Source organism: Streptomyces lavendulae subsp. lavendulae, assembly GCF_002803845.1.
In the GTDB taxonomy this organism is placed as follows: domain Bacteria; phylum Actinomycetota; class Actinomycetes; order Streptomycetales; family Streptomycetaceae; genus Streptomyces; species Streptomyces lavendulae.
This window is the reverse complement of the sequence record NZ_CP024985.1, coordinates 7,443,146-7,455,068: the sequence shown is the minus strand read 5'-3', so window position 1 is coordinate 7,455,068 and position 11,923 is coordinate 7,443,146. Positions and strand designations below refer to the sequence as shown.

At 75.1% G+C, this 11,923-nt stretch carries 13 protein-coding genes; 7 read left to right on the top strand and 6 right to left on the bottom strand.

What is annotated here, in order from left to right; genetic code table 11:
• Window positions 1-139 precede the first annotated feature (139 nt).
• The 3 genes from SLAV_RS33375 to SLAV_RS33365 all read left to right on the top strand — a co-directional run bounded on the left by SLAV_RS33375 (window position 140) and on the right by SLAV_RS33365 (window position 1,821).
• Complete coding sequence (locus SLAV_RS33375; protein WP_051841168.1) at window positions 140-490, top strand: Fe(II)-2OG oxygenase family protein; 351 nt, start codon at window positions 140-142, stop codon at window positions 488-490.
• A gap of 72 nt (window positions 491-562) precedes the next feature.
• Window positions 563-1,243, top strand: coding sequence for a TauD/TfdA family dioxygenase (locus tag SLAV_RS33370; protein ID WP_051841167.1), 681 nt, complete (start codon window positions 563-565; stop codon window positions 1,241-1,243).
• Complete coding sequence (locus SLAV_RS33365; protein WP_051841166.1) at window positions 1,240-1,821, top strand: phosphonate degradation HD-domain oxygenase; 582 nt, start codon at window positions 1,240-1,242, stop codon at window positions 1,819-1,821. Before SLAV_RS33370 ends, SLAV_RS33365 begins: the two co-directional genes overlap by 4 nt.
• 8 nt (window positions 1,822-1,829) lie before the next feature.
• On the opposite strand, the gene SLAV_RS33360 is transcribed toward SLAV_RS33365, so the two are convergent.
• Entirely contained in the window at window positions 1,830-2,642 is an 813-nt protein-coding gene (locus SLAV_RS33360) for a GntR family transcriptional regulator (protein WP_234333726.1), read from the bottom strand.
• A gap of 94 nt (window positions 2,643-2,736) precedes the next feature.
• Between SLAV_RS33360 and SLAV_RS33355 the strand changes: the two genes are divergently transcribed.
• On the top strand, window positions 2,737-3,216 hold the full coding sequence (locus SLAV_RS33355) for a hypothetical protein (RefSeq protein WP_030234258.1): 480 nt from the start codon (window positions 2,737-2,739) through the stop codon (window positions 3,214-3,216).
• Here SLAV_RS33355 and SLAV_RS33350 read toward each other — a convergent pair.
• From SLAV_RS33350 to SLAV_RS33330, 5 genes are read right to left on the bottom strand one after another with little or no spacing between them, the layout of a single operon-like run.
• Window positions 3,174-3,878 carry an HAD family hydrolase gene (locus tag SLAV_RS33350; RefSeq protein ID WP_267884267.1) on the bottom strand — a complete coding sequence of 235 codons (705 nt, stop codon included), beginning with the start codon at window positions 3,876-3,878 and terminating at the stop codon, window positions 3,174-3,176. The genes SLAV_RS33355 and SLAV_RS33350 overlap by 43 nt on opposite strands.
• Complete coding sequence (locus SLAV_RS33345) at window positions 3,875-4,969, bottom strand: ABC transporter ATP-binding protein (protein WP_030234252.1); 1,095 nt, start codon at window positions 4,967-4,969, stop codon at window positions 3,875-3,877. Before SLAV_RS33345 ends, SLAV_RS33350 begins: the two co-directional genes overlap by 4 nt.
• A gap of 5 nt (window positions 4,970-4,974) precedes the next feature.
• A complete protein-coding gene (locus tag SLAV_RS33340; protein WP_030234250.1) occupies window positions 4,975-5,889 on the bottom strand; it encodes an ABC transporter permease in 915 nt (304 codons plus the stop codon).
• A complete protein-coding gene (locus SLAV_RS33335) occupies window positions 5,877-6,785 on the bottom strand; it encodes an ABC transporter permease (RefSeq protein ID WP_030234247.1) in 909 nt (302 codons plus the stop codon). Before SLAV_RS33335 ends, SLAV_RS33340 begins: the two co-directional genes overlap by 13 nt.
• On the bottom strand, window positions 6,785-7,960 hold the full coding sequence (locus SLAV_RS33330; RefSeq protein ID WP_030234244.1) for an extracellular solute-binding protein: 1,176 nt from the start codon (window positions 7,958-7,960) through the stop codon (window positions 6,785-6,787). Before SLAV_RS33330 ends, SLAV_RS33335 begins: the two co-directional genes overlap by 1 nt.
• A gap of 230 nt (window positions 7,961-8,190) precedes the next feature.
• Between SLAV_RS33330 and SLAV_RS33325 the strand changes: the two genes are divergently transcribed.
• The 3 genes from SLAV_RS33325 (at window position 8,191) to SLAV_RS33310 (ending at window position 11,881) form a co-directional block, all read left to right on the top strand.
• A complete protein-coding gene (locus tag SLAV_RS33325; protein ID WP_030234242.1) occupies window positions 8,191-8,943 on the top strand; it encodes a GntR family transcriptional regulator in 753 nt (250 codons plus the stop codon).
• 449 nt (window positions 8,944-9,392) lie between these two features.
• Window positions 9,393-10,364 (top strand): LysR family transcriptional regulator, encoded by a 972-nt coding sequence (locus SLAV_RS33315; RefSeq protein ID WP_078950469.1) that lies wholly within the window; start codon window positions 9,393-9,395, stop codon window positions 10,362-10,364.
• Window positions 10,361-11,881, top strand: coding sequence for a hypothetical protein (locus SLAV_RS33310; protein ID WP_030234238.1), 1,521 nt, complete (start codon window positions 10,361-10,363; stop codon window positions 11,879-11,881). Before SLAV_RS33315 ends, SLAV_RS33310 begins: the two co-directional genes overlap by 4 nt.
• Window positions 11,882-11,923: the final 42 nt, after the last annotated feature.

The following is an 11,923-nucleotide window of genomic DNA, read 5'->3' as shown; positions in this document are numbered from 1 at the left end:
TCTCAGACGAAGCTGCTCGCGGTCCGGTTCCGGTCCTTTCCGGCCACCTCGGCGCCACCTCTCGGTCATCGGGGGCTGCCAGCATGCCCGACAGCCACCCGGAGTTGTACATACAACTTTCGACCACACAGGAGCCCCGATGTCCTCGACGGCGATCAGCGAGTCGCCCGCGCCCTGGCTGCGCGACAACTGCCCCTGCGGCGACTGCCGCGACCCGCGCACCGGTCAGAAGCTGTTGCGGATCACCGATCTGCCGGACCGGCCCGCCGTCGGCTCCGCGCGCGAGCTGCCGGGCGACGACGGGCCGGTGTGGGAGGTGGTGTGGGAGCCCGACGGACACCGCTCGCGCTACCCGGCCGCCTGGCTCGCCGCCCACTGCCCCGGCGGCCCGCACCGGCCCCGCGGCGACGGCCGGACCGAGGACGACAAGGAGCTGTGGGCCGCCGCCGACCTCACCGGACGCCTGCCCGGGGCCTCGTGGGACGCCTAGACCGGCGACCGTGCGGTACGGATCGGGGCGCTGGAGAGCGTACGGCGGCTGGGCTTCGTCCTGCTGAGGGACGTGCCCCGCCGGGACCGGATGGTGCTCGACGTCGCGGAGACCTTCGGTTTCGTGCGCCGGACGAACTACGGCGAGCTCTTCGAGGTCCGCGTCGAGGCCGACCCGAACAACCTGGCCTTCACCGGGGCGCCGATCGACCCGCACACCGACAACCCCTACCGGGACCCGGTGCCGACGGTGCAACTGCTGCACTGCCTGCGCAACGAGGCGTCCGGCGGGGACTCCGGGCTGGTGGACGGCTTCCACGCGGCCGCGCTGCTGCGCCGGGAGGCTCCGCAGGCCTTCGACGTGCTGACCCGGGTGCCGGTGGAGTTCGCCTTCGGCGACGCCCGCACCGAACTGCGCGCGCAGCGGCCCCTGATCGACGTGGACCCGCTCGGGCGGATCCGCGAGATCCGGTACAACAACCGTTCCCTGGGCACCCTCCACGGCAGCGCCCGGGTCCTGGAGGAGTTCTACGCCGCCTACCGGCTCTTCGGCGAGCTGCTGCTGCGCCCCGGACTGCGCCTGGACTTCCGCCTCACACCCGGGGACTGCCTCGTCTTCGACAACACCCGCCTGCTGCACGCCCGTACGGCCTTCGCCGAAAGCGGCCGCCGGCACCTCCAGGGGGCGTACGCCGACCTCGACGGGCTGGGTTCCACCCTGGCCGTGCTGCGCCGTGAAGGAGCCGCCGCGTGAACGCCGCGTCCCCCACCCCGGACGGGGATCCGCTCGCTCTGCTCGCCGCGCTCTTCGCGGGCGAGGGCGCCGCCGAGTACTTCGGGGAGGAGGTCACCCAGGCCGAGCACATGCTCCAGGCCGGCGCCCTCGCCGAGGCGGCCGGGGCCCCCGCCCACTTGGTGGCGGCCGCGCTGCTGCACGACATCGGCCACTTCCACGGGACGGTGACCGGCCGCGACCTGATGGAGGAGGGCCTGGACAACCGGCACAGCCACACCGGGGCCGACTGGCTGGCCCGCTGGTTCGGGCCGGAGGTGACCGAGCCGGTCCGGCTGCACGTGGCCGCCAAGCGGTACCTGTGCACGGCCGAGCCCAGATACCTCGGCCTGCTCTCCGAGGCCTCGGTGCACACCCTGCGCGTACAGGGCGGGCCGATGACCCCGCGGCAGGCCCGGGCCTTCGAGGCACTGCCCGGGGCCGCCGACGCGGTCGCCGTGCGCCGGTGGGACGAGCAGGCCAAGGACCCGCAGGGGGTGACCCCGGACTTCGCGCACTTCCGGCCGCTGCTGGCGGGGCTGCTGCTCACCCGGGGCTGAGGGCGGGCTCAGGGCCGCAGCCGGCGCCCCAGGGCGCTGGCCGCCGTCGAATGCGCCGTGAAGGCCACCGTCCCGGGCAGGTACCGGTCCTGCGACCACTCGACCGGGGTGCCGGCCGGGTCGGTGGAGCGCCGCCGCTCCCGCAGCAGCGCCTCACCGGCCCGGCAGCCCAGCAGCCGCGCGTCGTCGGCGTCGGCGGGCGCGATGTCGATGGTGTGGTGGGCGTCGGTGAACAGGACCCCGTGCCGGGCGAGCTGCTCCGAGTACGAGACGGTGTCCGGCGGCATCCCCGCCACCAGGGCGCCGACCGCCCGGGGGTAGGTCGTCCGCTCCACCATCACCGGCTCCCCCGCCAGGGTGCGCAGCCGCAGCACCCGGTACACCGGGTCGCCCGCGGCGATCCGCAGCTGCTCCGCCTCCTCCCCGTCCGCCGTGCCCGGGTCCACGGACACGGTCCGGCCGCCCGGCTCCTGCCCCAGCGAGCGCGCCCAGCGGGTGAAGCTCCGCAGCTCGGTGGCGGCGTTCTCCTCCCCCGGCCCGCCGAGCACCACGCGGCGGATGCCGCGCCGGGAGGTGATCAGCCCGTCGGTGCGCAGTGCGGCGAGGGCCTGGCGTACGGTGCCCCGGGAGACGGCGTAGCGGCGGGCGAGTTCGTCCTCGGCGGGGAGCCGGGCCCCGGATCCGTACGCACCGGCGGTGATGGCCCCGCGCAGGTCCTCGGCGACCTCCAGGTAGAGGGGCGTCCGGCCGGAGGTCCGGCGGGGCGTCCGCGGTTCCTGCGGTTCCCGGGGTGCGTCTGCTGCCTGCGGTGCCTCGTTCACGGGCCCCAGACTGCCATGCGGGCGGGAGCGGCGGCGGCCCCGCTCGACCCGGTCCCCGCTCCCTCCCATACTGGGGCCTCGTGAAAGGAGCCTCATGAGAGGGAAGGACAAGCCGCGCAGCAGCCCGCTGGTGCCGGACGGTGTGCGGGCCGAGCTCGCACGGCAGGACTGGGCGTCCGTCACCTGCGGCTGCGGCCGCTCGGCGGAGCACCTGGAGGACGCCCTGTGGGACGCGGCCGAGGGACATCCGGCGGCGTACCACGCGTTGCAGGGGCACGTGTTCACCGGGACCCGGCTGTGGCCCCCGGCGCCGGCCGCCTGTGCGGTGCTGATGGCCGTGTGGTCGGCCGGCCCGCCCCGGCTGACGACCCGCGAGGCGTTGCTGTGGACCCTGCTGTCCCTGCTGAGCGCCGAGGACGACGGGGACGGTTACGGGGCGGGCCTGTACGGGCAGGTCGCGGCCCACGTACGGACCGGCCTGCCGCTGCTGGTCGGCGTGCTGGAGACCGGACCGGGGTCGGTCTCCGGGGCCTACGCCGAGGGCATCCTGGAGCTGCTCGTCCTGTCGGCCTGAGCCGCGGGCCCGGCGCCGGTCATGGCGCGCAGGAGCTCGGGGGTGACCTCCTCCAGGGAGGCGGCGAAGGTGCGCGCGGCCGAGCGCGGTACGTCCAGCAGCGAGGGCACCACCAGCAGCGCGCAGCCCGCGGCCTCGGCGGAGGCAGCGCCGTCCGGGGAGTCCTCCACGGCCACGCAGCGCTCGGGCGCGAGGCCCAGGCGGGCGGCGGCGGCGCGGTAGGGCTCGGGGTGCGGCTTGGTCCGTACGGTGTCGTCGGCGGAGAGCGTGAAGGCGAACGGGACGTGGGCGAGCGCGCCCCCGACCACCTGGTCCACGACCACCCGCGGCGAGGCGCTCACCAGCGCGAAGGGGATCCCCTCGGCCTCCAGGGCGGTCAGCAGCCGCTGGGCGCCGGGGCGCAGGGGCGCCCCGGCGCAGACGCGGCGGAAGAAGCCCTCGGTGAGTTCGGCGGCCACCTCGGCCGGCTCCCCGCGCCCCGCCACCCGTACGAGGTGGGCGGCGGTGTCCGGGACGGCGCGGCCGACGACCTCGGGGGCGTCGGCGGGGCCGAGGCGGTGTCCGAGCCGCTCGGCGGTCCGCTCGGTGGTCTCCCACCACAGCACCTCGGTGTCGACGAGGGTGCCGTCCATGTCGAAGAGCACGGCGGCGGGTGCGTTCACGCGGTCCTCGCCACGACGAGCACGGGCCGTTCGGCCGGTCCGACGACGGCCCGCGCGCCCGGGGCCAGGTCCCCGGCGTCGCGCGACGGCAGGTCGGCCTTGACCCGGGTGCCGTCGGCGAGGTCGAGGTGGAGGCGGGTGACGGCGCCGAAGAAGGAGGCGGACGTGACGGTGGCGCCGCCCTCGGGGTCGGCGGTCACGGTGAGGTTCTCGGGGCGGACCAGCACCTCCACGTCCGGGGTGGCCGGGACGGGGCCGTCGACGGGCAGCCGGGTTCCGGCGACCTCCACGAGGCCGGTGTCGGTGAGGCGGCCGGGGAGCCGGTTCATGGTGCCGACGAACTCGGCGACGAAGGGGGTCGCGGGGCGTTCGTACAGCTCGGCGGGGGCGGCGCACTGCTCCAGCCGGCCCGCGTTCAGCACGGCGACCCGGTCGGCCATGGACAGGGCCTCCTCCTGGTCGTGGGTGACGAACACGGTGGTGATGCCGAGGTCGAGCTGCAGGCGGCGGATCTCCTCGCGCAGGTTGGCCCGTACCTTGGCGTCCAGGGCGGAGAGCGGCTCGTCCAGGAGGAGCACGCGGGGGCGCAGGGCGAGGGCGCGGGCCAGGGCGACGCGCTGCTGCTGGCCGCCGGACATCTGGTGCGGGTAGCGGTCGCCGTGGTCGGGCAGGCCCACCAGGTCGAGGAGTTCGGCGGCGCGTTCGCGGCGCTGCGCGGCGGGCACCTTGCGCACGCGCAGGCCGAAGGCCACGTTGTCGCGGGCGCTGAGGTTGGGGAAGAGGCTGTACGACTGGAAGACCATGCCCGCGTCGCGGCGGTTGGCCGGGACCCGGGTGATGTCCTCGCCGTCGACGAGCACCTCACCGGCGTCGGGCGTCTCGAAACCCGCGAGGACGCGCAGCGCGGTGGTCTTGCCGCAGCCCGAGGGGCCGAGCAGGGCGAGGAGTTCGCCGGGCTCGACGGTGAGGTCGAGGCCGTCCAGGGCGACGGTGGAGCCGAACGCCCGGCGCAGGCCGCGGAATTCGACGCGGGCGCCCGCCGGGGCGGCGGGGCCGGCCGGCTTCCGTGGCGCGGTGAGGGTCGTGGACATGGGGGTCAGGACTCCTTGCGGGAGGTGGCGGGTTCGGCGGAGACCGTAGTGGGGTTCGTGCCGGCCCGCGAGAGGACGAGCAGCAGCAGCCAGGTGATGAGGAGGCTGAGGATGGAGACGGCCACCGACATCCGGGCCTGGGCGCCGGAGATGGAGACGATCCACACGGCGAAGGGCTGGAAGCCGAGGAGCGAGGCGATGGTGAACTCGCCGAGGACCAGGGCCAGGGTGAGGAAGGCCGCTCCGGCGAGGGAGGCCCGCAGGTTGGGCAGCAGGACGCGCAGGACCACGTGCGGCCAGCTCGCTCCGCAGCTGCGGGCGGCCTCGACCAGGGTGGGGACGTCGACGGCGCGCAGGCCCGCGTCGAGGGAGCGGTACACGAAGGGCAGTGCGAGCACCGTGTACGCGAGGACCAGGACGACGGGGAAGTCCGGGTTCTGGACGGCGAGGAAGGTCTGGTACAGCGGGGTCCGCGAGAGGTACTCGGGCCCCCAGCGCAGCACCGTGGTGATACCGGTGACCAGGGCGATGGGCGGCACGACCAGGGGCAGCATGCACATCACCTCCACCACGGGGCGCAGCCTGGGCGAGCCGATCCGTACGGCGACCAGTGCGGGCACCGCCAGGAGCAGGGACAGCGCGATGGTGGCGGCGGCCAGGCCGAGCGAGAGGAACAGGCTCCGCGTGAAGCCCTCGGCGCCGAGCAGTTCGGTGTAGGCCTCGAAGGTGAGGCCCTGGCCGGGCACGTGCACGGTGAAGACGAAGGAGGCGGCGAGCGGGAGCAGGAAGTAGGCGCCCGCGAGGGCGAGCACGGCTCCGCGCCAGACGCGGGGCCGCGGTCGGCGGGCCCGGGCGGGGGCGGCACCGGTGGCCGCTTCGGCGCTGTCCGCCCGGGGGGCGGTCGGGGTCATCGCAGCCATCGGGCGCTCCGTCGCTGGAGGGGCAGGTAGACCGCCATGACCAGGCCGGCGATCAGGATCATGTCGAGGCCCAGGGCGAGCGCCACGTTCTCCTGGCCGGTGAGGACGTTGCCGGAGAGGGCGTCGGCGATCTTCAGCGTGACCAGCGGCACGGAGCCGCCGACGAGGGCCGCGGCCGTGGCGTGCGCGGCGAAGGCGGTGCCGAAGAGCAGGACGAACCCGCCGAGCAGGGAGGGTGCCAGCACGGGCAGGCCGACGTGGCGCCAGAACTGCCGTCCGGTGGCCCCGTTGTTCTGGGCGGCCTCGCGCCACTGCGGGCGGAGCCCGTCCAGGGCGGGCACGATCACCAGGACCATCAGGGGCGTGAGGAAGTAGAGGTAGACCACGGCGAGGCCGGTGAAGGAGTACAGGTCCCAGCCGAGGTCGGTGAGGTCCGCGAGCTGGGTGACGACCCCGGAGATCCCGGCGGTGGCGATGAACGCGAAGGCGAGCGGCACCCCGCCGAAGTTGGCGAGGACGCCCGAGGCGGTCAGGGCCGCGGAGCGCAGGGCGGTGGAGCGGGAGGTGACCAGGGCTTGGGCGATCAGGACGCCGAGGACTCCGCCGAGGAGTGCGGTCAGGGCGGAGAGCTCGACGCTGCCGACGAGGGAGTCTAGGTAGGGGCCCTGGAGGGAGCGGGCGAGGTGCTCTCCGGTGAGGCCGGTGGCGCCGGTGACCGGGTCGGTGCGGGTGACGGCGCCGAAGGCGATGGCGCCGAGCGGCAGGCCGAAGCAGAGCCCGGTGAAGGCGATGAGGGGGAGGGCGGCGAGCCAGGTGCGCGGGCCGCGCCGCCGGCGGCGGAGGGTGGTGCCGCCGGCGGTCCCCGTCGTGGGGGAGGTGGGGGTGGGTGCGGACATCAGCTGAGGGCCTTGTCCCACTTCTCGGCGAGGGTGGCCTTGGCCTTGTCGAGCTCGGTGGAGGCCGGGAAGTTCGGGGTGCCCTGGACCTGCGGGAGCTTGGTGACGGCGTCCTTGTCGGCGGTGCCGTCGGCGGCCATCACGGGGAGCAGCACGGGGCGGGCGTGGCCCTTCAGCCAGATGTTCTGGCCCTCGGCGCTGTAGAGGAACTCCATCCACAGGCGGGCGGCCGCCGGGTTGGGGGCGTCCTTGTTGATGGCCTGGGAGTAGTACTGGGCGTAGACGCCGTCGGAGGGGACGGAGACCTTCCAGTCGACGCCCTTGCCCTTGAACTGCTCGGCGTAGCCGGCGTTCAGGTAGTCCCAGTCGATCGAGATGGGGGTTTCGCCCTTCTCGACGGTGGCCGGGGTGGACTCCACGGGGATGAAGTTGCCGCTCTTGCGCAGCTGTCCGAAGAAGTCGATGCCGGGCTGGATGTCGGCGAAGGAGCCCTTGTTGGCGAGGGCGGCCGCGTAGACGCCGCCGAAGGCGGAGCCGGACTTGGTCGGGTTGCCGTTGAGGGCGACCTTGCCCTTGTACTCGGGCTTGAGGAGGTCGGCGAAGGTCTGCGGGCAGTTGGGGATCTTCGCGGCGTCGCAGCCGATGGAGACGTAGCCGCCGTAGTCGTTGTACCAGCGGGCGTCGGCGTCCTTCTGGGAGCCGGGGATCTTGTCCCAGGCGGTGACCTTGTAGGAGGCGAAGATGTTCTCGGCGGCGCCGCTGCGGGCGAAGGCGATGCCGAGGTCGAGGACGTCGGGGGCGCGCTTCTGGCCCTTGCGGGACTTGACCGCGGCGATCTCGTCGGCGCTGGTGGCGTCCGGGTTCTCGCTGCCGACCTTGATCTTGGGGTACTTCGCCTGGAAGGCCTTGATCATCTCGCCGTAGTTCGCCCAGTCCGGCGGCAGGGCGATCACGTTGAGCTGGCCCTCCTTCTCGGCGGCGGCCACGAGGGCCTCCATGCCGCCGAGGTCGGCCGCCGAGGTCGCGGCGCCCGGCTGGGTCTTGCCCTTGGCGTCGCCGGAGGCGGCGCCGCCGGGCTGCTGCGGGTCGGGCGCTGCGCCGCACGCACTGAGCGTGGTCAGGACGGCGGCGCTGAGCAGTACGGCCGCGCCACGACGGGCGGTGGAACTGAGCACGGTCTCTCCCGGAGACGAAGGGGGCTGCACTTGTCAGATCACTTGTCTGAACAAGTTGGCTCCAGTTCGCCCGTGCCCGCTGTACGGACGGTGAACGGCGGCTGGACCGCGGAGCACGGCTCGACGAAGAGACGAGAATGACCGAAAGGAGTCGTGACAGATCCACCTCGATGCTCATCGATGATGATCAAGACCGTGAGGTCGGAGAGCACCGCGACGAGGGGGAACGTATGGGAACGGCCCGGTATCTGGAGATCGCCGACGAATTGCGCCGGGCGATCCTGTCCGGCACCCACCCGGTGGGGGGCCGGCTGCCCTCGGAGAGCGACCTCGCCGCCCGCTGGTCGGTCTCGCGCGGAACCGTCCGCCAGGCCGTCGCCACGCTCGCCGCCGAGGGGCTCATCGGCTCCAGCCAGGGCGCGCGCCGGATCGTCCTGCGCCACGAACGGCGCCACAGCTTCGGCGAGTTGAACAGCTTCGCACAATGGGCCGAAGGGGTCGGCCACGAGGTGCGCAGCCGCTTCCTGTCCCGTACCCGGCGGCCCGCCACCGCCGAGGAGGCGGAGCGGCTCGCCCTGCCGCCCGGTACGGAGATCCTGGCGGTGCTGCGGCTGCGGTCGCTCGACGGCGAGCCGACGATGGTGGAGCGGACCGCCTACGCGGACTGGGTCGCGGCGGCCGTGGAGGCGCTGCCGCAGGACTGCCGCTCGGTGATGGACAGCCTCGCGGCGGACTCCGGGATCGTGGCCCACTACGGGGAGCACCTCATCGACGCGCTCCCGGCGGGCAGCGAGGACGCCCGGCTGCTGGAGATCCGGCGGGGAGGTCCGCTGCTGCGCCAGCGGCACACTTCGGCCACTCGCTCGGGTCGCCCGATCGAGTGGTCGGACGACCGCTACCGGGCCGGAAGCGTCACCTTCAGTGTGAGCAACTCGGCGGTAGCCACACCCCTGGAACGGCATCCCGGGAGCGGCGAGCGCTGAGACGGCGTCAGGGGGCGGGCACGGGCGGCGCGGTCGCCTCCCCGACCGCCTCCCCGACCGCCTCCTCGACCGCCTCCCCGATCGCCTCCTCGATCGCCCCGGGGAGCCAGTCGCGGGTGTGGGCGAAGGAGAAGCCGAGGCGGGTGGCGCGGCCGTTGTCCAGCGCGTACGCCCGCGAACGGCGAAGCCTCCCGCCCGCCCTCCGCCGCGCTCGGCGGCCAGGTGGGCCACGCCGGGCGGCGGGGCGGCGGGGCGGCGGGGCGGCGGGGCGGCGGAGCCACGGTTGAGGACGGTGACCGCGTGGCCCTCGTCGCGGAGCAGGGTGACCAGGTGCCTGCCGAAGTACCGGCTGCCGCCGATGACCAGAATCTCTTTCATGCGGTCGGCTCCGCCGCGGTACTGTCCCCGGCGGAACTGATCAGGTGCTGAACCCGTATGAAGGAAATCTGTTGATCGACGTGCACCGGCTGCGCATCCTGCGCGCCGTGGCCGAGCACGGGAGCTTCAACCGCGCGGCGACCGCCCTGCGGCTGACCCCGTCGGCCGTCTCCCAGCACATCGCCGCCCTGGAGCGCGGTCTCGGCCACCCGGTGGCGCGGCGCAGCACGCGCGGGGTCGAGCTCACCGAGGCCGGACGGCTGCTGGTGGAGACGGCCGAGACGGTCACCGCCGAGCTGGACCTCGTCCGGTCGCGGATCGAGCGGCTGGCCGCCGACCGGGCCCGCCTGACGGTGGCCACCTTCACCAGCGGCGGCCGGCACCTGCTGCCGCGGGCGCTCGCCACCTTCGTGGCCGCGCGTCCCGAGGTCGAACTGACGGTGGTGGAGGCCGAACCGGAGGTCTCGCTGGCCATGGTGCGGTCCGGGGCGGCGGACCTCGCGCTGGCCTACCACTTCGACGGGCCGCTGCCGGCCGGCGGCGCCGGGACGGCCGGTCCGGCCTGGCTGCCGCTGATGGAGGACCCGCTGTACGCGGTCCTGCCGCCCGGCCACCGGCTGGCGCGGCGGGAGGTGCTGGAGCCCGCGGAACTGGGCGACGACCGGTGGGTGCTCGGCTGCCTGAAGACGGAGGCCTTCCTGCGCCGGTACGCGGACCGCGCCGGGTTCGAACCCCGCGTCGCCGCGTCGACCACCGACTACTTCTTCGCGCAGGCCCTGGTCGGGGCGGGGGTCGGCGTCTCCCTGATCCCCCGCGTCGCGCTGGCCCCGGCCGCCGGATCGGCCGCGGTGCCCCTCGCCTCCCCGCGCCCGGCCCGCCACATCGGTGTGGCGACCCCGCGCCGCGCGCCCCTCGACCCGGACGCCGCCGCCCTGCGGGACGCCCTGCGCGAAGCGGCGGCGGCCTCGGGCACCGAAGCGGTCGCGGCCTCGGGCGCCGGACCGGTGGGTGCCTGCGGCTCCGGTGCGCAGGTGGGGCCGTGAGGGGGCACGTCGTGCAGGGGCTCGCCGCCAATCCGGCGCTGCCGCCCGCGTACGTCGCCCGGCTGGTCGCCTTCGCCGCCGGGGAGGACACCGAGGACGGCGGCTGGATGGACTCCGCCCTCGCCGACCGTGCGGACCTGAGCCGCGAGCAGGCCCTGACCCTGGCCGCCCGCAGCGGGGTCCTGGCCGTCGGCCCGGTCCGCCGGGGGCTGCTGCGCGCCGAGGACATCGACCCGCGGGCCCTGCCGGACGCCGCCCTCGCCCTGCTCGACGAGGGCCTGGGCCTCGCGCACTGGCCCGCGCTCCTCGTCACGGACCCGGACCCCGGCCGGCGCGGGAAGCTCGCCTCCTGTCCCGGCCTGCCTCCGGAGGTGGCCGCCCTGCTGGCCGCCGACTCCCGGCTCGACGTGGTGACGGACCTCGCGGCGTACGGGACCCCGGACCCGGCCACGGCGGCCCTGCTGGCCGCGCATCCCCACGCCGAGGTGCGCATGATGACCGCGCTCAACGAGGCGGTGCCCCCGGCCCTGCTCTCCGCACTGCTCACCGGCGAGGGACTGCCCCCGGCCGCCGAGTGCCGCGTCTGCGAGAGCGACCCGGAGCTGCTCTGGTACGCCCCCTACCTCCGCGGGGGCGCCGCCTGCGACGGCTCCCACCGGTCCACCGTCGAGGAGACGCGGCGGGCCGCCCTCGCGAACCCCTCGACCCCGGCCGAGGACGTGGCCCGGTTCGCCCACGACCCCTCGATGCTGCTGCGCGAGCCCGTGGCCGCGCGGGCCGGTCTGCCCCCGGCGGTGTACGCGGGACTCGCCCGCGACCCGGTGCCCGGGGTCCTGTGGGCCCTCGCCGGCAATCCGGGGACCGACGAGGCGGTGATCCGCGCACTCGCCCGCGTCCGGGACCCGGAGGTCCTGGCCCGCCTGATCCGCCACCCCCGCCTGCCACTTGACCTGCTGGCCGGGCCGGTCGGCCGGGCGCGGGCCGGACGTGACCCGCTGCCCCGGATCGCCGCCGCCACGCAGGCCGAGGTCGACGGTCTGGCGGCCTCGGCCGACGCGGGCGTACGGGCGCACGTGGCCCGGCGGCGCGATCTGCCTCCCGCGGTACGCGAGGCCCTCGCCGCCGACCCGGACGCGAAGGTGGCCAAGGCCGTCGCCGCCCACCCGGGCCTGGGCGAGGACCGGCTGCGCGCGATGGCGGCGCGGCACGGCGTGCAGGTCCTCGCGCAGATCGCCGCCAACCCGGACGCCCCGGGCGCCCTGCTGGAGGAGCTGGTCCGCCACGACCCGCCGGTGCTGGGGGTGCTGCGGGCGGTGGCCCGGCACCCGAACGCCACGGGTCCCGCACTGCTCGGCTGCCTGGGCGACGTCAAGGCCCGCCGACATGCCGCCGCCCATCCGGCGCTGCCCGCAAGGGAGTTGCCCCGCCTGCTGGACGACCCGGACTGGCAGGTGGTGGAGGCCGCGGCGGCCCACCCGGCCCTCCCGCCCGCGGTGATCCGGGAGTCGATGCCCTGAGGCCGAACGCCCGGCGGGGGGCCGTCGGCCGATCCCGGCGCC

Excerpts from the sequence above, each read along its gene's own strand:
- SLAV_RS33375 (WP_051841168.1), top strand. The coding sequence starts at position 140 with ATGTCCTCGACGGCGATCAGCGAGTCGCCCGCGCCCTGGCTGCGCGAC.
- SLAV_RS33355 (WP_030234258.1), top strand. The coding sequence starts at position 2,737 with ATGAGAGGGAAGGACAAGCCGCGCAGCAGCCCGCTGGTGCCGGACGGT.
- SLAV_RS33345 (WP_030234252.1), bottom strand. The coding sequence starts at position 4,969 with ATGTCCACGACCCTCACCGCGCCACGGAAGCCGGCCGGCCCCGCCGCC.
- SLAV_RS33340 (WP_030234250.1), bottom strand. The coding sequence starts at position 5,889 with ATGGCTGCGATGACCCCGACCGCCCCCCGGGCGGACAGCGCCGAAGCG.
- SLAV_RS33335 (WP_030234247.1), bottom strand. The coding sequence starts at position 6,785 with ATGTCCGCACCCACCCCCACCTCCCCCACGACGGGGACCGCCGGCGGC.
- SLAV_RS33325 (WP_030234242.1), top strand. The coding sequence starts at position 8,191 with ATGGGAACGGCCCGGTATCTGGAGATCGCCGACGAATTGCGCCGGGCG.